The organism is Vibrio sp. TRT 21S02, from assembly GCF_050113675.1.
In the GTDB taxonomy this organism is placed as follows: Bacteria; Pseudomonadota; Gammaproteobacteria; order Enterobacterales; family Vibrionaceae; genus Vibrio.
Genome location: NZ_JBNJOI010000004.1, coordinates 268,366 through 289,002, shown reverse-complemented (window position 1 = coordinate 289,002; position 20,637 = coordinate 268,366). Strand labels below are relative to the sequence as shown.

20 protein-coding genes are annotated in these 20,637 nt (G+C 42.4%); 17 read left to right on the top strand and 3 right to left on the bottom strand.

Going from position 1 to position 20,637, the window contains the following annotated elements; translation table 11 throughout:
• Positions 1-21: 21 nt before the first annotated feature.
• The 3 genes from ACQEXU_RS07335 (at position 22) to ACQEXU_RS07325 (ending at position 3,027) form a co-directional block, all read left to right on the top strand.
• Entirely contained in the window at positions 22-1,575 is a 1,554-nt protein-coding gene (locus tag ACQEXU_RS07335) for a L,D-transpeptidase family protein (RefSeq protein ID WP_427010270.1), read from the top strand.
• 181 nt (positions 1,576-1,756) lie between these two features.
• Entirely contained in the window at positions 1,757-2,299 is a 543-nt protein-coding gene (locus tag ACQEXU_RS07330) for a DUF882 domain-containing protein (protein ID WP_427010269.1), read from the top strand.
• A 71-nt stretch (positions 2,300-2,370) separates the two neighbouring features.
• Entirely contained in the window at positions 2,371-3,027 is a 657-nt protein-coding gene (locus ACQEXU_RS07325) for an MBL fold metallo-hydrolase (protein WP_427010268.1), read from the top strand.
• A gap of 49 nt (positions 3,028-3,076) precedes the next feature.
• On the opposite strand, the gene ACQEXU_RS07320 is transcribed toward ACQEXU_RS07325, so the two are convergent.
• Entirely contained in the window at positions 3,077-3,757 is a 681-nt protein-coding gene (locus ACQEXU_RS07320) for a DUF2982 domain-containing protein (RefSeq protein ID WP_367988785.1), read from the bottom strand.
• Between the two features lie 218 nt (positions 3,758-3,975).
• Here ACQEXU_RS07320 and ACQEXU_RS07315 point away from each other — a divergent pair, with 218 nt between their 5' ends.
• The 9 genes from ACQEXU_RS07315 to ACQEXU_RS07275 all read left to right on the top strand — a co-directional run bounded on the left by ACQEXU_RS07315 (position 3,976) and on the right by ACQEXU_RS07275 (position 14,114).
• A complete protein-coding gene (locus ACQEXU_RS07315) occupies positions 3,976-4,350 on the top strand; it encodes a MarR family transcriptional regulator (protein ID WP_367988786.1) in 375 nt (124 codons plus the stop codon).
• Between the two features lie 381 nt (positions 4,351-4,731).
• Positions 4,732-5,823 carry a TRAP transporter substrate-binding protein gene (locus ACQEXU_RS07310; protein WP_427010267.1) on the top strand — a complete coding sequence of 364 codons (1,092 nt, stop codon included), beginning with the start codon at positions 4,732-4,734 and terminating at the stop codon, positions 5,821-5,823.
• 124 nt (positions 5,824-5,947) lie between these two features.
• On the top strand, positions 5,948-6,487 hold the full coding sequence (locus ACQEXU_RS07305; protein WP_367988789.1) for a TRAP transporter small permease subunit: 540 nt from the start codon (positions 5,948-5,950) through the stop codon (positions 6,485-6,487).
• 12 nt (positions 6,488-6,499) lie between these two features.
• Positions 6,500-7,783, top strand: a complete 1,284-nt coding sequence (locus tag ACQEXU_RS07300) for a TRAP transporter large permease (protein WP_427010266.1) — start codon at positions 6,500-6,502, stop codon at positions 7,781-7,783.
• Between the two features lie 87 nt (positions 7,784-7,870).
• Positions 7,871-9,226, top strand: a complete 1,356-nt coding sequence (locus ACQEXU_RS07295; protein ID WP_427010265.1) for a cache domain-containing protein — start codon at positions 7,871-7,873, stop codon at positions 9,224-9,226.
• Positions 9,219-9,857 (top strand): response regulator, encoded by a 639-nt coding sequence (locus ACQEXU_RS07290; RefSeq protein ID WP_427010264.1) that lies wholly within the window; start codon positions 9,219-9,221, stop codon positions 9,855-9,857. Before ACQEXU_RS07295 ends, ACQEXU_RS07290 begins: the two co-directional genes overlap by 8 nt.
• A gap of 390 nt (positions 9,858-10,247) precedes the next feature.
• A complete protein-coding gene (locus ACQEXU_RS07285) occupies positions 10,248-12,995 on the top strand; it encodes a bifunctional diguanylate cyclase/phosphodiesterase (protein WP_427010263.1) in 2,748 nt (915 codons plus the stop codon).
• An 86-nt stretch (positions 12,996-13,081) separates the two neighbouring features.
• Complete coding sequence (locus ACQEXU_RS07280; protein ID WP_427010262.1) at positions 13,082-13,423, top strand: DOPA 4,5-dioxygenase family protein; 342 nt, start codon at positions 13,082-13,084, stop codon at positions 13,421-13,423.
• 88 nt (positions 13,424-13,511) lie between these two features.
• Positions 13,512-14,114 (top strand): 2OG-Fe(II) oxygenase, encoded by a 603-nt coding sequence (locus tag ACQEXU_RS07275; protein WP_427010261.1) that lies wholly within the window; start codon positions 13,512-13,514, stop codon positions 14,112-14,114.
• A 33-nt stretch (positions 14,115-14,147) separates the two neighbouring features.
• Here ACQEXU_RS07275 and ACQEXU_RS07270 read toward each other — a convergent pair whose 3' ends face one another.
• Entirely contained in the window at positions 14,148-15,014 is an 867-nt protein-coding gene (locus tag ACQEXU_RS07270) for a patatin-like phospholipase family protein (RefSeq protein ID WP_427010260.1), read from the bottom strand.
• Between the two features lie 232 nt (positions 15,015-15,246).
• Here ACQEXU_RS07270 and ACQEXU_RS07265 point away from each other — a divergent pair, with 232 nt between their 5' ends.
• The 4 genes from ACQEXU_RS07265 (at position 15,247) to ACQEXU_RS07250 (ending at position 19,173) form a co-directional block, all read left to right on the top strand.
• Entirely contained in the window at positions 15,247-16,392 is a 1,146-nt protein-coding gene (locus tag ACQEXU_RS07265) for an HD domain-containing phosphohydrolase (protein ID WP_427010259.1), read from the top strand.
• Positions 16,393-16,513: 121 nt separating this feature from the next.
• Positions 16,514-16,990, top strand: a complete 477-nt coding sequence (locus ACQEXU_RS07260; RefSeq protein WP_367988798.1) for a Dps family protein — start codon at positions 16,514-16,516, stop codon at positions 16,988-16,990.
• Between the two features lie 84 nt (positions 16,991-17,074).
• Positions 17,075-17,296 carry a hypothetical protein gene (locus tag ACQEXU_RS07255; protein WP_427010258.1) on the top strand — a complete coding sequence of 74 codons (222 nt, stop codon included), beginning with the start codon at positions 17,075-17,077 and terminating at the stop codon, positions 17,294-17,296.
• A gap of 458 nt (positions 17,297-17,754) precedes the next feature.
• Positions 17,755-19,173, top strand: coding sequence for a basic amino acid/polyamine antiporter (locus tag ACQEXU_RS07250; protein WP_367988800.1), 1,419 nt, complete (start codon positions 17,755-17,757; stop codon positions 19,171-19,173).
• 51 nt (positions 19,174-19,224) lie between these two features.
• Here the strand turns inward: ACQEXU_RS07250 and ACQEXU_RS07245 are convergent, their stop codons facing one another.
• Positions 19,225-19,590, bottom strand: coding sequence for a winged helix-turn-helix transcriptional regulator (locus ACQEXU_RS07245; RefSeq protein ID WP_427010257.1), 366 nt, complete (start codon positions 19,588-19,590; stop codon positions 19,225-19,227).
• Between the two features lie 224 nt (positions 19,591-19,814).
• On the opposite strand from ACQEXU_RS07245, the gene ACQEXU_RS07240 reads away from it, so the two are divergent.
• On the top strand, positions 19,815-20,579 hold the full coding sequence (locus ACQEXU_RS07240) for a nuclear transport factor 2 family protein (protein ID WP_427010256.1): 765 nt from the start codon (positions 19,815-19,817) through the stop codon (positions 20,577-20,579).
• Positions 20,580-20,637: the final 58 nt, after the last annotated feature.

The following is a 20,637-nucleotide window of genomic DNA, read 5'->3' as shown; positions in this document are numbered from 1 at the left end:
AAGGCAAAAAACGGGGTGAACATGATTAAGGTTAGGTTGTTATTGTTGGTGTTTTTATGTATTCCAGTGCAGGCAAATGCACTGGAATATTTTGAGCATATGGGATGGATGAAGCCCAATGATAAGCTCGAAACCTTGATCCAATATCCAGAGCTGGTGGAGCGCATCTATCGTAAAAATGATGCTCAGCTAATCTGGTTTGATTTACAACAAAGCAGTAAATTGGAATTTCAACTTGAAGTGATTCAACGTGCGGGCTTTAGCCCTATGTTCTCAAAACGTTTAAATCACTTGCAGTTTTACCGTAAAAGTAACCGCTGGTTTGAATATGATTTACTCGCAACAGATACGCTGATTGCTTACTTGAGCTACGCAGAACAGGCTTCAGCTATTGGCACTCATTGGTTCTTTGAAAGTAAGCTCAAAGGGGGATTACCTCAACCGAGCCAAACATCAATGACTGCGCTATATGCTGCTGTAGAAACGCAGCAAATGCGAGAGTTAGTTGAAAGTTACACGCCAGACTCAGATGGCTACGAGCAACTCGTCAATACTTATCTGCACTTACAGAAATACCATAAACTGGACTTGCCTCTCTATCACCAAAAAGGCCTAAAGCGTGCTGGCGATATACTAGAAGATCGTGGGGCTTTATTGGCTCGTCTAGAAGTTGTCGATATCGATCTTTCCAAAACGCCGCAGCACACATCTTGGTATGACAATGAGTTGGAAAAAGCGGTGAAGCGTTTTCAGAGCATCCATGGGCTTACGGCAGATGGCATCATTGGTCCATCAACACTCAAATGGCTCAACATGCCACCGGAATCTCGTTTGTCGACATTAGCTTTGAATGCCGAGCGATTACGACTATGGCCAATGCAACGAGATGCGTTGATCATGGTGAACGTTCCTAGTTTTGAGATGAAGTATTGGTATTTAGGTGAAGAAGTATTTGAATCCAAAGTAGTTGTTGGGCGTACAAGTCGTCAAACTCCCGTCATGACAACGAACCTTGACTCACTGATCCTTAATCCGACATGGAATGTTCCACGTAAGATTATGGTTGAAGACATCTTACCGAAAGTGAAAAAAGACAGTGAGTATTTGGCTAAACACAATTACCAAATTATTCCTAAATGGAACTCGTATGACTCGATTGATCCGCAGGAGATTGATTGGTCTACCTTGGAGCCTCGTAACTTCCCTTACAAGATGCGTCAGATGTCAGGTAACTACAATGCGTTGGGTTTATACAAGTTTAATACTCCTAATGCACGAGCTATTTACCTTCATGACACGCCGAGCAAATACTTGTTCAACAACTCACGTCGTGCCTTTAGTTCTGGATGTATTCGTGTAGAGCACGCAGATCAGTTTGCCTCTCGTTTGCTACAAAGTCAGGGGTTAGATCCACATCGTTTGTCACAATCAGAAGGCGCGCCTAATAAAGCGATCCCTTTGAAGAGACGTATTCCTGTGCACATTATTTATCAGACGGCATGGTTCGAGGAAGGGGTTGTCCACTACAGGGATGACATTTACCGCTTTGACAAATTCAGTTACACAAAAGGGTGAACTGCATTCAAGAATGAAAAAATCCAATAATTGGTGAAAAAGTCAGTAAAGTCAGGCGCTAACAAAATAAATTGTTAGCGCCTGTTTTTTTAGCACGATTTATGCATTTGAACTTCATAACTAAGTTAGGTAGTGTCGGCAATTCGGCACGTTTTGATTCGTTTTTGTGAAGGTTTATATAGTGCAGGTATCGCGTCGAGAATTTATTAAGTTAGCAGGGAGCGGGTTAGTTGTAGCCGCATGTACACCAAGCATGGCAATGGCAGCTAGTTCAGTAAAACCTCGCTCATTAGCATTGAACAATCTCCATACTGGAGAGGCATTAGAAACGTGTTATTTTGATGGTCGTAATTACGTCGGTAAAGAACTCGCCAGACTTAATCATCTGTGTCGTGACTTTCGTCGAAATGAAGTCTACCCAATGGACAAACGACTTTTCGACCAGATTTCCAAAATCCAATCTTTGTTAGGAACACAGGCGGAAGTTCAGGTTATTTCCGGCTACCGTTCTCCAGCAACCAATGAAAAACTCAGAAATCAATCAAGTGGTGTGGCTAAGAAGAGCTACCACATGCTGGGTCAAGCAATGGACTTTCGTTTAGACGGCGTGAACCTAAAACAGGTTCGTGAAGCGGCGATTAGTCTTAAGGCTGGTGGTGTTGGATATTACCCGAGTAGTAACTTCATTCATATTGATACTGGGCCAGTACGTAACTGGGCATAACCTCACTGGTTGCAAAGGCATGGCGCTAGTGTCATAGTTCTGCCAGTTTCGATATGAATAAAGGTTTAACAATGGCACTTAAATATCAGGTCGTCCCTGTGACTTCGTTTTCTCAAAACTGTTCAATTGTATGGTGTGATGAAACCATGCAGGGCATCGTTATTGATCCAGGTGGTGACGTCAAACAGCTTGCGATGCTGATTGAAGAGTTAGGTGTAAAGGTTGTTAGTTTAGTTTTAACACATGGTCACTTAGATCATGTTGGCGGAACAGAGCCATTGTCTGAAGCTCTGGGTGGTACTGAGATTGTTGGCCCACATAAGGACGATAATTTTTGGCTACAAGGTTTGGAAGGCCAAAGCCAAATGTTTGGTTTTCCGCTGACTCAGCCATTTGAGCCAAATCAGTGGCTAGATGATGGCGACACGGTGACATTTGGCAACCAGACCCTGCAAGTACTACATACGCCAGGCCACACACCAGGCCACGTTGTTTTGTTCAGCGACGAGGCAAAGCTGGCCTTTGTCGGCGATGTTCTTTTTAACGGCAGTGTAGGGCGTACTGATTTCCCTAAAGGGGACTTCAATACCTTGATTGATTCAATTAAAACCAAACTTTGGCCATTAGGCAAAGACGTTCGATTTGTTCCGGGTCATGGCCCTGAATCGACATTTGGTCATGAACGTGCGACAAACCCATTTGTTGCTGACGAGATGCCTCTCTACTAACGCCTATTCTTAATGTATCAACAGTGGCGATTTTCCTTCGCCGCTGTTTTCATATCCGTTCGTCTTCTTCTGATTTCGCAGCAGCAAGGTAGCGCCTTGCCAATCCTACAAATTCTTCTGCTGGCCTATCTAAATCATTGGTCGAGATAAACACATCATAATCATAATATTGCCTTTGGTAGCGCATTCGGTTGGCGAGCATGGCATGTAATCCAGAAAACTCATTTCCTTGCGAGTTTACGTAAGGGCTAGAGTCTAAAACGATATCTTCAAAATGAGTGGTTTGTTTGACTTGTTTAGCTCCTAAGTAGAGCAGAGCTCGTTGGCTCAGCAGCACATCTGTGGCAATGCGAGGACAAATGCTCGTGATATACGGTGAGTAGTGTTTTAGCTTTATTCCTATCCATGGCATTGGTTGCTGCCAACCATCATTATCGTAATAACAGAGCCCAATTTTGCTAATGTTGCTCCATTTAACAACCCAACCACCTTTGAACAGGTGTTGTTGGAAATGGGTGGCGGTTAAGGTGAAGCGAACAATGCTGGTAATGATCAACAGATAACCAAAGCCGAGTAAGCAAGCTAAAGCAAACAGAGACAAGATGAACTGTTGCCAACCAGGGGCAAAGAAAAACAGAAAAAGCATTCCAGCAACGATAAAAGCCAGAAGAATTCTAGTCGTTGGGGAACGCCATTCTAAGGGATGATTGGTTAAGTGTATGGTCTCCATAGCTCACCAATAACTGTGATAGATGGTCCGCTTATATATTCAGTGGTGACAAAACAAAACCACCCTCTATTGATTAAATTGTAGTCTTACACAGCAAAATTGCGCATTTTTGCATCAGAAACCCCCTTGTACTCTGTAAATGGAAGCAAAATTTTGGTATAAAACGCGCTTCAAATTTTCACCACTGCTCCGTATGCAGTGAAATGGAGAAATACTCGATGAGACTTGCTCATAAGCGTAAAGTGCAGCTTAAACTGCAAAAGCGCATTAAAGCGACAGTTGCAAATGTTGAAGCAACAAAGAAAGCTAAGCCTGTAGTTGAGAAGAAAGTAGCTGCAAAGCCGGTAGCAGAGAAAGTAGTTGCGGCGAAAAAAGCAGTTGATGTTGCGCTAACTCCAAAGCAGCAACAAGTACTGGATATCGTTGTCGGTAACGCTGAAGGCATCAATCCGAAAGGTATTGGTTTAGTTGCGGGTCAAGAAGAGTCGAAAGCAGCTTCTTGGGCAACAGGCGCTCTTAAAAAGCTACTTGAAGAAAACTTAGTAGTGAAAGAGCAACTAGCTGGCAATAAAGTTATCTATAAAGCAGTTTAATTGCCATTAGACAGTTAGTTAAAAAAGCCCCGATTTTATCGGGGCTTTTTTATGCAACCAGAACAATGTATTAAGCCACTTTTTCTATGCCTTGTCACATTTCTACAATCTTCTGTTAATACTTCCTATCGCACTAATCACTACGTAACTTTCCGCTTGGTTAGATGCCGTAACTTTAAAAATTCCTTATTTGTTAATTATTTATTTTGTTAATGGTAAAAATGCTACGTAAAAATACGTATTTCATTCATTGTGATTAATGACAGCCATATTTTTGTTTGCGTGTTCTCGCTGATTTCGTGCTGTTCATTAATGGCGCATTCTTTAGGTGAAACTGAAAGTATCTGGAAAGGTACGGTTAGCTAACAAAGGACGTGAACAATGAGTCTTATCCAAAAATCATTAAAACAAGTAATGAAAGGAACCATCGTCGCCGCTGCATTTGCATTAATGGCAACATCAGCGACAGCGGCAGACAAAGTATATCGCTTAAAGCTTGCTGAAACATGGGGACCTAACTTCCCAGTATTTGGTGATGCGACAAAGAATATGGCTGCAATGGCAGAGAAGATGTCCAATGGTCGCTTGCAAATTCGAATCGACTCAGCGAATAAGCACAAGGCGCCTTTAGGTATCTTCGATATGGTCAAGTCGGGTCAGTATGATCTTGGTCATTCTGGCTCTTACTATTGGAAAGGTAAGGTCCCGAACACACTCTATTTCACATCAATGCCGTTTGGTATGACACCGGCCGAACAGTACGCATGGTTTTACCATGGGGGTGGTATGGAGTTGATGGAAAAAGTTTACTCGCCACACAATTTGCTTTCATTCCCTGGTGGTAACACAGATATTCAGATGGGCGGATGGTTTCAAAAAGAGATTAACTCTGTGGATGACCTGAAAGGCCTGAAAATGCGTATTCCAGGTTTCGCAGGTGAAATTCTTGCAGAGCTTGGCGCTAAACCAACCAACATTGCTCCGGGTGAGCTCTATACCTCGCTAGAGCGTCGTACCATCGATGCATTGGAGTGGGTGGGACCTTCGCTTGATTTACGAATGGGCTTCCACAAAATTGCTCCGTACTATTACACGGGCTGGCATGAGCCGGGTTCAGAGCTTCAGTTCTTAGTGAATAAACGTACTTGGAATCGTCTTCCTGAAGATCTGCAAGAAATCCTACGCGTAGCAATGCGCACAGCTGCGTACGATATGTACACGCAAGCAACGCACGAAAGTGGGAAAAACTGGGTGTCAATCAAATCAGAATACCCAGACGTGCAGGTTAAAGACTTTCCACCTGCTGTCATGAAAGAGCTAAAAGCTGCCAATGACCGTTTGCTAGCTAAACACGCAGAGAAAGATGATCTAGCAAAAGAAATTCAAAAATCTCAAGCTGATTACCTGAAACAAGTCCGTTCATGGACTGATATTTCCCACCGCGCTTACCTAAACAGTCAGGCGCAACAATAACGGTCCCAATAGCGGGAAGCCCAAGAAAGATACCCATTTGACTCATCCCTTGTGGGTATCACTATAAAAAAGCTCCGCTAGCACTGCTAAGCGGAGCACCTTTCTAAGTTCCATGGAGTAAGGAATGAGAAGTCTTATCTATATTGAGCGATTATTTAACCGTTTCGGAGATTTTCTTGGATGGTTATCAAGCATCCTCTTCATCCTGCTGCTCGCTAACGTTGTCTATGACGTGGTGATGCGTTACGTGTTTAATGATGTGTCCATTGCATTTCAAGAGATGGAATGGCACCTGTTCTCTGCGGTATTTCTACTCGGAGTGCCTTACGCCATTAAGTCTGGTGGTCATGTTCGAGTTGACCTGTTCTATGAGCGTTTATCCCACAAAGCTCAAGCCATTATCGATTTACTCGGAACCTTGTTGTTCCTATTCCCGTTTTGTTTGTTGGTTGCCTGGTATGGCATTGATTTCGCAAAAGAAAGTTATGCTCTGGGAGAAACGTCAGGCGATCCGGGAGGCTTGCCTTATCGCTGGATTATTAAGGGTATGATTCCACTTTCATTCTTATTTATGGCGATCAGCGGTGTTGGCTTACTTCTCCATTCTTTGAACAAGATTTTTAATCCTCATTTGGTTCACGCCAATCTAACTGGTAAGCAGTAAGGAGCACTGAAAATGATCGGTATTGTGATGTTTTTTGTCGCCCTGTTTGCATTGTTGTTAGGGTTCCCGGTGGCGTTTACCTTTGGTGGTATCGCGTTGATATTTGGTGTTTGGGCTGAAGGTATGGACATGTTTGCTTTCATGCCATATCGAATTCAATCCATTATGGAAAATACGGTGCTAATGGCTGTTCCTTTGTTTGTTTTCATGGGGTTAGTCCTTCAGAAAACACGCTTAGCAGAGCAGCTACTTGAATCAATGGGGCGCTTATTTGGCGGTGTTCGAGGTGGTATTGCTATCTCAACGGTTTTGGTTGGTGCGCTGCTCGCAGCTTCAACGGGGGTAGTTGGAGCGTCAGTGGTTGCAATGGGGCTTATCTCATTGCCTGTGATGCTTAAGTACAACTATGACAAAGGCTTGGCCTGCGGCACGATTTGCGCGTCTGGTACATTGGGTCAGATCATTCCACCATCGATTGTGTTGATTCTATTGGGAGATGTACTCGGCGTTCCTGTTGGGGACTTATTCCAAGCCGCTGTATGGCCGGGTTTGGTGCTAGTTGGGGCGTATGTTATATACATTTTGATTTACGCCAAGCTTAACCCTGAAGCGGCGCAGCCGATTCCAAGCGATGACTCTGTTAGCCGCCGAGAAGAGGTGATTGCAGCGCTTAAAGCAGTGGTTCCACCACTAGCGCTTATTGTTGTCGTTTTAGGCTCAATCTTTGCTGGGGTTGCAACGCCAACAGAGTCCGCAGCGTTAGGTGGCGCAGGCGCAATTGTGCTTGCTCTGCTATACAAGCAATTTAGCTGGAACATGGTTTATGAGGCCGCAAAAGAAACAGTGAAAGTAACGGCTATGGTATTTGCCATCTTGCTGGGTGCAACTGCGTTTTCGATGGCGTTTACTTACACCGGAGGTGATTATCTGGTTGAAGAGTGGATGATGCAATTGCCGGGAGAAAAATGGGGTTTCCTCATCATAACCATGCTGGTGATTTTGGTTTTAGGCTTCTTTATCGATTTCGTCGAAATCTGTTTCATTATTGTGCCTATCTTAGCGCCAGTGGCTGAGCTGATGGGGATCAATATGACATGGTTTGCTATCTTAGTTGCCATGAACCTACAAACATCATTCCTAACACCACCGTTTGGCTTTAGCCTGTTTTATTTAAAAGGCGTGGCGCCACGTGGCGTAACAACGCGTGATATTTATCGTGGCGTGATGCCTTTTATCGCAATTCAGATTGCGGTTCTTGCCAGCTTGTTGGCTTTCCCAGGATTTTATGGAATGTGATATTTCCATTACATCTGGATAACAACAAATGGTACAGTTGAACTGCTCGCCAACATGGTGCGAGCAGTTTTTTATTGAGGAGAAGGAATGCCTCTAAAAGCAAAACTTATCTTGCTCACACTGATACCACTGTTGATCGTGACTGCCAGTATCAGTTGGATATCGGTGTATCAAGCAAAAACGCTGGGCGATCGAGAGATTGAGATCTTCAGAGCGAGCTTGATCAAATCTAAAGAATCTGCGTTAAAAGACAGCGTTGATCTGGCTTTTGACGCGATCTCCCATGTTTATAATGATCCCACTCTTGATGAAGTACGTGCCAAAGCGGAAGTCAGAGCCATTCTCACCAAATTACGTTACGGAAAAGACGGTTATTTCTTTGCCTACGATCGCAACGGCACCAATTTAGTCCACCCGATCTTACCGGAACTGGTGGGCCAGAACCTACTGCATATCCAAGATGAAAATGGTGATCACCTTATTGAAGCGCTGTTGCAACAGGCCCAAAGTGGTGGTGGGTTTCATCAGTATCTATGGCAAAAACCCTCGACAGGAGAAACGGTCCCTAAGCTAAGCTACGCAGCTTGGTTGGAAAAATGGCAATGGATGATTGGAACAGGATTGTATATTGAAGATGTCAGCTTGGAAGTGGCGAATATGCAGTCAGAGATCAACAAAAACATCGAAACCACATTTTTCTCTCTTATCGTGATTGTGGTAGTGACGGTAGCGGTTATTGTCGTTCTGACATTAGCGATTAATTTGCACGAACATCGTATTGCCGATAGAAGCCTAAAAGAGCTGGCCCACAAAACAGTAATGTTTCAAGAAGACGAAAAAAAGCACCTAGCCCGAGAGTTACACGATGGTATAAACCAACTTTTAGTATCGAGTAAATGCCACCTTGAGCTGCTAAGCCACAAACTTCAGGAAGAATCTCAACGGCAGCATTTAGCCAAATCACAAAACTCGCTGATGACTGCAATTAATGAAGTCAGACATATCTCGCATAAACTCCGACCAAGCGCACTGGATGATATCGGTTTAGAGGCCGCTTTAAATACACTACTGCAAGACTTTAAAGCGCATTCCGGTGTAGACATTGAAACCTTATTCGATACTCAGCCGGGTAAGCTAAAATCTGAAGTAGCGACAACCTTGTATCGAGTTGCGCAAGAGTCATTAACTAACATTGAAAAGCATGCCCATGCCACGACAGTCACTGTGATCTTGCAGCAGCTAGGTAATATGTTGCAGTTGATGATCCGCGATGATGGTGTCGGTTTTCATGTTAATGACGCATTAAGGCAGAGAGGGATTGGCCTGCGTAATATGCGTGAGCGCGTAGAGTTTTTAGGTGGCGAAATAGAGCTTTCTAGTGAACCTGGATTTGGTACTGAAATCACCGTGTTGTTGCAGTTAGATGGACTTGTATATGGATAAACCGATCAAAGTGGTGATTGTTGATGATCATCAAGTCGTATTAGATGGCTTCATCGCTCGATTAGAGATGGAACCGGATATTGATGTCGTTGGTACAGCCAGTAACGGCATAGAAGCATTAGATGTTGTGAAGCGTTTACTGCCAGATGTGATTCTGATGGACGTAAGCATGCCGTTGATGAATGGCATAGATGCAACAAGAGTTATCAAAGAGGAACTGGCTGATGCGAAGGTTTTAATGTTAACCATGCATGACAACCGTGAGTACATCATGAAAGTGATGCAGAGTGGTGCGGTGGGTTATATGTTGAAAGAAATTTCGGCTGATAAAATGGTTCAGGCGATCAAAACGGTGAATCAAGGCTCAACCTACTTTTGTGAATCTGTCGCTCAAACCTTATTTACTCAAGAGATCACCCCGGCAGCACAAAAGCCCAATCCATTGAGTCGCAGAGAGGAAGCGGTGTTGAAACTGGTTGCGCAAGGTTGTAGTAGCAAGAAAATAGGAACCATGCTTGATATCAGCGCACGCACGGTAGAAACACATCGACAAAACATCAAGCACAAGCTTGATTTACATAGCACGGCTGAATTAGCAAAGTATGCCATTGAGAAAGGCTTGATTGATTAACCTCGGTAGTGTCACTTAACCTCAATGGCTGATTATTCCTCCCTTATTTTTACATAGCCGTCCAATGAAACTGGATTTGTAGAGGCATCGTCTTTTATCAATATGATGCCTGTGGCAACGAGACCCCTTTTAATGTTTTATCTTCAGAGTCTGTTGCTGTTAGTTCGTTGGTGGGTTTTGTGATTATTTTTATCGGTATGGCTATTTCTAACTATAAACCGGATCCATCACTCACTTTTGTTGAGGATCTGTGACTGAATGAATAGATTAGACGCATTGAAAACAGTTTTTAGTCATAAAGTTTAATAAATTCCGATTTATATCAAACAAACTATAGTGTTGAGTCATCTAAAATCGCAGTATATATATAAAAAACACTATAATTACACTATGTCTATTCGAAGCATATCTCGTTTTGGTGTTCTAACACTGAAGACGAAAACAGCACTTCTCTTTGCTACTGGATTGCTCAGTATATTGCTGAGCAGCCTCTTTATTACACGCTATTTTTTCTTATTGAGTATTGACCAGCTTGAACTGGATCAGATCGTCAAGGCTAACCGTCAGGCAGAGTCCGTTATAGAGCGCATTGTTGAAGCACAAAACGAACGAGCTTATGACTGGGCCCATTGGGATGAGTCGTATTTGTTGTTAAAACAAGGGGACCCAGGGTATTACGATCGAAATTTAGGTCTATCGACATTGGATACACTTGGTTTAGATCTGATTGCGTACTTGCAAACCGACTTTACGGTGACAGAGTCACTTTATCGGAACATGGATGGAAAAGGTTTTGAGCTGCTCTTGGAAGCCTTCTTGCGTTCAAAAGGAATGAACGCTCATATTGCAAGAATGAAAACGGTTTTGGATGGAGAGAAACACGGTATCTCAGGAATCATCAAAGGGAATGGTGAACTGTGGATCATTTCATTGACACCGGTGCGCGATAGTGAAGGTGAATCTGAAATGGTGGGTTGGCAAATATGGGGACAGCATCTGTCATACCGCTTTCCACATGAATACAGCGGCATTCTTTCTGCTGAAAATGAAATATTGTACGACCAGCAACATGATATTAAGTCGACGGATGAGCATTGGTTGTTAGATTCAGGAATATTCGTTCATAAAGATGACCAAATTCTCTCTGCTCATTCTCCACTTGTCGGTCTAGGTGGTGAAACCCTTGCAATCTTACATACTGAGGTGCCAAGAGCGTTCTATTCAAAAGGAAATCGCTTATTCTTGCGCCTTATCATCATTGTACTGGCTGTCGCGATTGCCATCACTACCGTCACGGTATTTTTATTTCGAATCCAAGTCGGAAACCGGTTTAAACACCTAGAACACGGGATCACTCGGCTTTTTGATGGAAATGAATTGCCGGAGCGAAAAACTAAAGATGAATTTGAACGAATTACTGAGCTAGTTTCACACCTTGCGCAATCTTCAAGTGTCAATGAAGACAAGCTTTCAGAAACGCTACAAAAGTTTGAAGCGTTATATCAAAGCCAAAATATGGGAATGATGCTGGTTGTTGATAAGGTCATCGTGGATTCCAACTTGGCTGTTGAACAGATGCTTGGTTACAAAAAGCATGAGTTACAATCAATGTCACTTGAAAACTTATGTGCTGCTCAAGCACCGCATCATTGCAAAGTGGAAGATATGTATGCAGCGATAGAGCAGGGGCAGCGAGAGTTTGAGGCTGAATTAAACTGCAAAAATGGTGAGTTAACACCATGTCACATTGAAATCTCAGTGATTGAGCTACAGTCTGGACAGTCATTAATGTTATCAGTTAAAGACTTAAGTGAGCAAAAACAACAGCAAGAATTAATTCAAACACTCACGACAAAAGATACAATCTCTGGCTTTTTGAATAAGCCTGCCACTATCCAGCATATTGAACACAACCTCGTTGAGAATGAACAAACAGGTACTTTCGCTGTGCTCTATATTACCTTTTCACGCCTAAGTGAAACGGCGGAAGTCTATGGGTTAGCCTTTTATGATCGTGTTGTGAAGCACTTAGTTGAAAGCATTAAGTCTAATGTTGATTGCAACCAAATTGGCCGCGTCAGCGAGCACGAGTTCCTTATTATTGCTAATAACCACTGTAATACCGACGCGCTATGGCAAATCGGTGAAACGCTGGTGGAGCGGTACGGAAATCGGGCTGCTATCGGTGGTATTGAACTTGAGCTGGGTATGAAAGCAGTGATGGTTGATAACGAATACGTGGGGGCAAACTTTGAGTCACTTTTACAACTAGCACAATATGTCACCAACCGATCGCAGCATTTTGGTGGGAAAAAGCTGCAGTCAGTTGATTCTGCTTTACTGCGTGAGGCTCAGAATGCCCAAGCAATTACTCGTGATCTTCTGGGTGCCGTACAACGGAATGAGTTTTTTGCCCATTTCCAACCTATTGTTGATTGCAGTAGCCAAGAGATCAATGGCTTCGAAGCGTTAGCCCGTTGGGTCCACCCTGTGCTTGGAAATATTTCTCCTGCTGTCTTTATTCCACTAGCTGAAAAACAAAAACTGATTGTTGAAATCGGCGAGCAAATATTGGAGCAAGCATGTCAATTTATCTCCGAGATCAATAACAAGACAAATGGTGTGACCGCAAAACCGCTGACGGTGCACGTTAACCTATCAAGCCCTCATTTCTACCATACGTCTCTGGTTAGTTACTTAGCATCGTTAATCGAAAAATATTCGATAAAAAGTGGCCAGCTGACACTCGAAATTACAGAAAGCATGCTGATGGTTGGGGAAAGCGACGTCATTGAGAGAATGGCGCTTATCAAGCAACTCGGTGTTCACTTAGCGCTCGATGATTTTGGTACGGGCTACTCTTCATTCAGTACATTGTGTACGTTCCCTTTAGATGTTGTGAAACTTGACCGCTCATACATCGATCAACTAGAACACAATGAAAAGGCTCGAACGTTAGTTCGAAGCATTGCTTCTATGTCACATGAATTGGGGTTAACTATTGTGGCAGAAGGGGTTGAAACTTCCTCCCAATACAAAAAACTGAAAGTTTGGAATATAGATGAAGTTCAAGGATTTTATTTCTATAAACCCATGGGAGAAGGGGACGCTAAGTCTTTGATTATTGATAAAGATTAAACGAAGTGTAAGGAATGTAAGTCTCGGGGATATTTTTAAAGGCTGTTGTTATGATGGTTTTTTAAACCTCAACAGATCATCCCGTTATGTCTTACCCTCAAAACCGTCATGATTTCTATCATGCCCATGTGTATTTTTGTGAAGAAAGTAGTGAGTTTGCAAAAGCGCTAAGAGAAAGCATCTTTTCAGAGCTCAATTTAAAGGTGGGTAATTTTAATTGCCAACCAGTCGGCCCTCATACGAAATGGAGCTTTGAGGTGCACTTTAAGCGACAAGAGTTTGAGCGCTTTATTCCTTGGTTGGAACAAAGAAGAGCGGGGCATTCTGTTTTAGTTCATGCAGTCACAGGGGATGACTTATTAGATCATACCGAATTCGCTTATTGGTTGGGTCATCCCATCCCCCTTAAACTTGCTTTGTTTCAGTAGTCATTTGTCGTGTCGATTACTAACGTGAATTGTTCGTTTGCCTATCTTGGCATATATAAAGCGCCCGAATTTCTTTCCGAGCGTTTGAATGAACAAGTTAATCGATGCACTAGCAACCCAAGGTTATTACATTTGGGACGATTTTATTTCTCCTGAGCAAGTAGCTGAATTAAGAAATTCTATTCCGGATGAATGGAAAAAAGCTCGCATTGGACGCAATGAAGAAACGTCAAGAGAAGTGACGATACGCAGCGATAAGATCCAATGGCTCAGCCGTAATATGGGTGCCGCTGTAGCAAGTTTTCTTGAGAAGATGGAACAGATCCGTCTTGAGGCGAACCGACACTTTTTTCTTGGTTTGTTTGAATATGAAGCCCATTTTGCGAAATATGAAAAAGGTGACTTCTACCAAAAACATCTGGATTGTTTCAAAGGCAATGAAAATCGCCGTTTAACCACGGTGTTTTATATGAATGAGCATTGGAATGACGAGGATGCCGGTGAGCTTAAAGTGTATGATTTGAAAGATAATCATATTGCTACCATCCCTCCTAAAGCGGGGCGGTTATTTGTCTTTTTGTCTGAACAATTTCCTCATGAAGTATTACCAACAAATGCGGAACGCTACAGTATTGCGGGTTGGTTCCGGGTAAACGGAGTGCAAGGGAATACGCTCGATATTGCAAACTAGAGAAAAAGGTCGCTGTATCGGCGACCTTTTTAGTTAGATACAGAAATGACAATTTTCATCGGTTAAACCGTGAATGCCTTGTTGTATTTGTAGATGCTGTTCTCCAGCCTCAAGCCCCATTTGGTAGCCATGCTCTAGAATACGTTTATTTTTAGTTAGCCTTTGTACCGCAAACTGTTCGGGTGGAGCGATGACACGCACGATCGCGTCTGTTGGAGGATAGCGGATAAACTCCAGTGATTGATTATAATTCTCCGCGCGTTTTGCTAATGCACTTGCTACATGAGGGTAATCTGCCAATACCTTTTGCATTAACCAACCGAATTTTGGTGCAGGCATCTCATAACTTATCGGGTGAGATAGAATAACCGTAATGTCTTTTGCACCTCGGCGATACGCTTCTTTTACAGGAATTGAATCGGCAACCCCGCCATCGGTATAACATCCTCCTGAAAAACAAGGAACGGTTTTATAAGCGATCGGAAGTGCACAAGTTGCTTCGAGAATACGCTCCAGATTGTCTAAATCTAGTTGGTAATAATCGGCATTTCCGGTATTGATATTGGTTGTAGTTGCAAGCATTGGGTTTGCATGTCGCACCTTTTCAATATCAAGAGGGTAGCGATGGTTAGATTCTTCGATAAGCCACTTTACATCGACTAAATGCCCACCCTTCACAAATCTGGCGGGATTTAAAAAGCGTTTGTCAGTCGCAAGTTTCGTGATGACATGGTAACTCCGTTTTGGTTGATGGGCGAGGTAGCCCACTAAGTTAGATACACCCGCAGACACACCGATAGAAAAATGATAAGGGTTGTAATGTTTGCGCATAAATGCATCTAAAACGCCACTAGCAAAAATGCCTCTCATCGCACCACCTTCAACCACTAGAGCCTTCATCTTCCTGTTCCTAAGTCTGACTATCAATGTGATCAAGCATACCGATGGCAACGTAAGACGGATAATAGAAAATATTTATCATTTGAATAGGTTTTAACGATGGGATGATGAAGAAATTATCATAGGTCAACAGAACAACGGATTTATTGGTTATGGAATGGTATACAGGGTATCTAACCGTCTAAACTTTAGTTGATGCTAATGGAAAGGAAATCTAAAGGGCAGGAACGTCATGGAACATTTACATCGTTATCAGCCAATTTGCTATTTTGAATATGCTGATTCACTGAATGCGCAGTTACAATCCATTAAAAGTCGTATGAGTAGTCACATACCTCACTTAGACAGAATTTCATTTGCCCTTTTCGATGAGCATGAGCAAACGCTTAGGACGTACGCGGACAGCTCCTTGTTATCGCTGCAAAAAGCGCACTATGAAGCATCGATTTCTCGCCTACCAGCTTTAAAACAATGCATGGAGTCCGGGGTGCCACGGGTGTTGAACGATTTAACAGACATGACGCCATCGCCTCATATCACCATGCTTATTGAGTGTGGTTATCGTTCTTCGGCGGCGATACCGTTATATCAAAGTGGAGATTTCATTGGCTTCGCGTTTCTTAACTCATTTACCAAAGCTGCATTCGACCTTTCCATCATTACTAGGCTCAAACCGTATATTGATATGATTCAGTTCGCGGTGTTTTCTGAGTATCAACTGGTGCATGCCATTATCGAGTGTGCAGAACAAGTGCAGAGGCATTCGCCTGTATATCATCGTGAATCGCAAGCGCACAAAGAGCGTATTGCGTTTTATGCCCGTATTATCGCCGCTAATTTAGCAGACATGTACGGCTTTGATGATGAAACGGTTGAGAATATCTCTTTGTTCGCTCAGTTTCATGACTTAGGCAAAACCCGTCTCCCCGTTACTTTGTTATGTAAAATGGCACCACTAACTAGCAAAGAACTCATCCAAATCAGAAAGCATATTCAACATGGCATGGACATTATTGATGAGATACTAGAAGCGCTGGGGTACCCTCATCACCCAAGTGTTTTATTACTAAGCCAAATTATGGCGCATCACCATGAATTTTTAGATGGTTCAGGGTATCCAGATGGGCTGATAGGTGAAGAAATACCTATTGCGGCACGGATTGTATCCGTCGCTAACATCTATGATGCGATGACTGCACATAAACCCTATCGCCAAGCCTGTTCGGCTATGCATGCCATTTTAGAGTTAGAGAAAATGGTTCATCAGGGTAAGCTCGATAAACATTGTGTCGAAGCACTAAGAGAAAGCCAGAGCATATTGGCAGAGCACGCATCAGATTTTCCAGAGTTCGACCCCAAAGATGGCTTCTATCAATAGTTTTTATCTATCGAACTTATAGATAGTGAAGATTTTATCTATCTAATGTGAATACGTATACTTTTCCCATAAAGAGGTAATTCAGCCTCTATTCGTTTTTGATTATGAGAGGAAAATGCATATGTCTCACCAAATTAGCTTAATCGGCCTTGACCAAGAACAGTCACAAACACTATCTGAACAACTAAATGATCTGTTAGCGCATTATCAACTTCAATACATGAACTCTCGCGGGTATCACTGGAATATCAAAGGCCAGCAGTTTTTCGAATTACACGTGAAATTTGAAGAGATTTACACGGATCTGCAAACAAAAATTGACGAACTAGCTGAGCGTATATTGACTCTTGGTTTTACTCCTGATCATAGCTTTAGTCGTTACCTTGAGCGCAGTGCAATTAAAGAGCATCAAAATGCGACAACAGGAAAAGCGTGTGTTCAAGGGTTAGTTGATGGTTTTAGTCAATTGATTGCAAAACAACGTGTGATCTTGCAATACGCAGCTGAAGCGGATGATGAAGGTACTGCTGCATTGATGGGTGACTACATTCGTGAACAAGAGAAACTTATGTGGATGTTAAACGCATATCTACAATAACCTGTTTAAATAAACAGTAAAACTTGATCACTATGATGGAAGAACTATACTGTATATAGAAACAGTGAACATCTGGAGGTGAGTATGATTTGGGAAACCTTAGAAAGAGTGAACCGACTCCGCCAAGAAGCCTTAGCAAGTCCAGAGTTTGTCGAGTCGGCAAAAGCACACGAAAAAGCATTGCAACATGAGTTGGAACCTAGTGAACCGACCAAGACGCGCAAAAAAGTGAAAAAAGCGAAAAGCCTTGCTGATATCTACCACGAAGTGGAGTTTGGTCCAAATCAAACTGGCACACAGCATTAATCTTCCATCAACAAAAAGCAGCCGAATCGGCTGCTTTTTTTATATTCAGGTCGTCAGTTCGAGAGAAATTAAAGACAAAAAAGAAGCCACATCATCGTGGCTCAAAGGAAGTAATGGATACTGTGTTTAAAATGTAGCACAATTTTTCCCCTTTGGTTTTTTACGAAGATAATGAGAGCGATTGATTGCGGAGCTTACCTAGACTTATGTTTTTCAATAATGTCACTTAGTTAGTTAAGGTGATTGTTTGGCGGTTATTTTTTGTATTAATGTTTCAATTTCACTTTAATTGTCGGTGTTTTATTCTGCTGTTCTCTTGTCGTTTTGATCAATCACAATGAAGTGCGCTATTTAGCGAGAAAGTTTGCGACTTTTATCACAACGGATCTGCCTTAAATTGAACATTGCACGTAGAATAGCGAGCTCTTAACGCATTGCTGCATATATCGGATTTTACGATGGATAATAAACTTGGACTTGGCTCACTAACTGCAATCGTCATTGGTTCAATGATAGGAGCTGGAGTCTTTAGTCTGCCACAAAATATGGCTTCTGTAGCTAGCCCAGCTGCAGTCATGTTAGGTTGGCTGATCACCGGTGTCGGAATGATCTTTCTTGCTTTGTCATTCCAAAAACTTGCTACAGCTAAACCACACGTAGAAAGTGGGGTGTTTGGTTATGCAAAAGAAGGCTTTGGTGATTTTGTCGGTTTTTGCTCGGCTTGGGGGTATTGGTTGAGCGCGATGCTTGCCAACGTTTCTTATCTGGTGATCGTATTTAGTACCTTAGGCCTCTTATTTGATACTCCGACCAATGTGATTTTTGGTCAGGGCAATACTTGGGTTTCTATTGTTGGGGCGTCTTGCTTACTTTGGATGGTGCATGCGCTAGTTTTGCGCGGTGTGCAAACAGCAGCATTAATTAATATGGTGACCACGTATGCCAAATTAGTTCCGCTGATCATTTTTATTATCTGCGCTTTATTTGCCTTCAATTTAGATACCTTCACATTAGATTTTACAGGGGTACACTTTGGTGCTGAGCATGACTTGCTATCTCAAGTCAAAAGTACGATGTTAGTGACGGTCTGGGTTTTCATTGGTATTGAAGGTGCTGTTGTTGTTTCTAGCCGAGCACGAAACCGAAAAGACATTGGACGAGCCACAATCCTTGGCTTGCTAACCGCTTTGGCTATTTATGTCTTTGTTACACTCCTTTCTATGGGGGTAATTAAACCTGTTGAGCTTGCCCAATACCACAATCCGTCAATGGCGAAAGTTCTCACTACAATCCTTGGTCCTTGGGGGCAGGTAATTGTAAGCGTTGGCCTTCTTATCTCAGTCTGTGGTGCCTTTTTGAGCTGGACAGTGCTGGCTTCCGAAGCTCCTTATTTATGCGCTAAAGAAAACATGTTCCCTAAGAAGTACGCTGAGGTGAACAAAGCAGGTAGTCCCTTCCGTCCATTACTTTTAACAAATGTGTGGATACAAATCTCGCTGATAGTGGTGATGTTTGCTGGCAGTACGTACGACACGTTGCTCGTGATAGCATCAGAAATGATATTGGTTCCTTACTTCCTCGTGGGTGCGTTTACATTAAAACTGGCAATCGAGAAGCGTGATAAAGGAAGCTTATTAGCGATTGGATTAGGCGCTAGTGTCTATGGTTTGTGGTTACTGTATGCTTCAGGGTTAAATTATTTACTGCTATCGGCGATTTTATACCTACCGGGATTGTACTTTTACATGCAAGCAAAACGAGAGCAGGGTATTCATCCGTTTCAAGGTAAAGAAAAATGGGGTGCGTGCGGCTTAAGTATTGTTGCGATTACTGCAGTCGGTATGATTTCACAAGGCATACTAAGCCTTTCAATGTAAGATTTTTATATAGAAAGCCTTTCCGGGAAAGGAAAGGCTTTTTTATGACCTTTAGCTTGAGTACTTCTCACGGTTTTTCAATATCTTGGAATGATTCTGTTCTGCCCAATGAATTAACTCTCCAATCGGATCTAAGATACTTAATCCCATCTCGGTAAGCTCGTATACTACCTTTAGCTGGTTTTCATGGTATTCCGTTCTATTTATGTAACCATCTTGCTCTAAATTTTTGAGTACCTGAGTTAATACTTTTTGAGAGATGTCGCCCACCGTTCTTTTTAACTCATTAAATCGGGTGGGTTGTTCTGAAAGTATCACTAAAACGATTAAGCTCCACTTGTCACCAATTCGATCGATGACGTTGCGTATTGGGCAATTTATTGCATCTTTTTTATCCAGAACTGTCACTTTATGCATAATGAACCTCTTTTTATTCTTCTTATTCAATGGGTTACCTAAAGGTAACTAATTGACGCATTGCTACCCAATGATAACATTCAGCACGCAAATAGATACTTGGAGTAATAAATATGAATATAAAGTCCATATGTTTTGTGTCGGCAATGTTAGTGAGTATGGCGGTTCTGGGTGGTTGCTCCGCTCGTTCTGTTGATACTACGAATTCAAAGGAGAATACTTCGATGAAACAAACTGCAATGAATGCTCAAAATGCACTTTTTAAAGATTATGATGCTGCTGAAATAAGAAAATATTTTCGTGAAGATTACATTCAGCATAACCCACACGTTCCAACAGGCTTAGCCCCAATGCTAGAGATGTTGCCTACATTAAAAGTGGCGGGAACAACATATAAGAATCACCGTTTACTGCAAGATGGGGATTTCATCATTATGCACAACACCTATGACAATGCTGAAGCTTTCGGCGCTAAGGAGGTGGTCACATTTGACGTTTGGCGAATGGAAAACGGCCAAGTGGCAGAGCATTGGGATGCAATTTCTCCGATTGTTAAAAATACAGCAAGTGGACGTTCGCAATTTGATGGCCCGACTATCGTTAAAGATTTAGATAAAACGGCACAAAACAAAGAATTGGTGACAAAATTTGTTGAAGATGTTCTTTTTGGTAATGCACCAGAAAAGATCACTGACTATGTAAGCTTAGAGCAGTATGACCAGCATAACCCTATGGTTAAAGATGGATTAGACGGCTTGCAAGAAGCTCTTAAATACCTAGCGTCACAAAATAACTTGTTTGAATACCATAAGACTCACCGCATCTTGGGTGAGGGTAATTTTGTATTGACTCAAAGTGAAGGCCGTTGGAATGGCAAGCCTCAGGCGTTTTATGACCTATTTCGTGTCGAGAACGGCAAGATAGTTGAGCACTGGGATATCATCCAAGAAATTCCGGCACAAATGGCTCATGGCAATGGCATGTTTTAAGGCTAAACCGAACGACTAGAAACAAAAAAGCCACACAGGTTAATCTGTGTGGCTTTTA

What these genes read in the sequence shown, in the direction of transcription:
- ACQEXU_RS07270 (WP_427010260.1), bottom strand. Translation starts at nt 15,014, where the DNA reads ATGAAGGCTCTAGTGGTTGAAGGTGGTGCGATGAGAGGCATTTTTGCT.
- ACQEXU_RS07310 (WP_427010267.1), top strand. Translation starts at nt 4,732, where the DNA reads ATGAGTCTTATCCAAAAATCATTAAAACAAGTAATGAAAGGAACCATC.
- ACQEXU_RS07285 (WP_427010263.1), top strand. Translation starts at nt 10,248, where the DNA reads ATGTCTATTCGAAGCATATCTCGTTTTGGTGTTCTAACACTGAAGACG.
- ACQEXU_RS07325 (WP_427010268.1), top strand. Translation starts at nt 2,371, where the DNA reads ATGGCACTTAAATATCAGGTCGTCCCTGTGACTTCGTTTTCTCAAAAC.
- ACQEXU_RS07275 (WP_427010261.1), top strand. Translation starts at nt 13,512, where the DNA reads ATGAACAAGTTAATCGATGCACTAGCAACCCAAGGTTATTACATTTGG.
- ACQEXU_RS07305 (WP_367988789.1), top strand. Translation starts at nt 5,948, where the DNA reads ATGAGAAGTCTTATCTATATTGAGCGATTATTTAACCGTTTCGGAGAT.
- ACQEXU_RS07295 (WP_427010265.1), top strand. Translation starts at nt 7,871, where the DNA reads ATGCCTCTAAAAGCAAAACTTATCTTGCTCACACTGATACCACTGTTG.
- ACQEXU_RS07245 (WP_427010257.1), bottom strand. Translation starts at nt 19,590, where the DNA reads ATGCATAAAGTGACAGTTCTGGATAAAAAAGATGCAATAAATTGCCCA.
- ACQEXU_RS07260 (WP_367988798.1), top strand. Translation starts at nt 16,514, where the DNA reads ATGTCTCACCAAATTAGCTTAATCGGCCTTGACCAAGAACAGTCACAA.
- ACQEXU_RS07300 (WP_427010266.1), top strand. Translation starts at nt 6,500, where the DNA reads ATGATCGGTATTGTGATGTTTTTTGTCGCCCTGTTTGCATTGTTGTTA.
- ACQEXU_RS07250 (WP_367988800.1), top strand. Translation starts at nt 17,755, where the DNA reads ATGGATAATAAACTTGGACTTGGCTCACTAACTGCAATCGTCATTGGT.
- ACQEXU_RS07335 (WP_427010270.1), top strand. Translation starts at nt 22, where the DNA reads ATGATTAAGGTTAGGTTGTTATTGTTGGTGTTTTTATGTATTCCAGTG.
- ACQEXU_RS07265 (WP_427010259.1), top strand. Translation starts at nt 15,247, where the DNA reads ATGGAACATTTACATCGTTATCAGCCAATTTGCTATTTTGAATATGCT.
- ACQEXU_RS07280 (WP_427010262.1), top strand. Translation starts at nt 13,082, where the DNA reads ATGTCTTACCCTCAAAACCGTCATGATTTCTATCATGCCCATGTGTAT.
- ACQEXU_RS07290 (WP_427010264.1), top strand. Translation starts at nt 9,219, where the DNA reads ATGGATAAACCGATCAAAGTGGTGATTGTTGATGATCATCAAGTCGTA.
- ACQEXU_RS07255 (WP_427010258.1), top strand. Translation starts at nt 17,075, where the DNA reads ATGATTTGGGAAACCTTAGAAAGAGTGAACCGACTCCGCCAAGAAGCC.
- ACQEXU_RS07240 (WP_427010256.1), top strand. Translation starts at nt 19,815, where the DNA reads ATGAAACAAACTGCAATGAATGCTCAAAATGCACTTTTTAAAGATTAT.
- ACQEXU_RS07315 (WP_367988786.1), top strand. Translation starts at nt 3,976, where the DNA reads ATGAGACTTGCTCATAAGCGTAAAGTGCAGCTTAAACTGCAAAAGCGC.
- ACQEXU_RS07320 (WP_367988785.1), bottom strand. Translation starts at nt 3,757, where the DNA reads ATGGAGACCATACACTTAACCAATCATCCCTTAGAATGGCGTTCCCCA.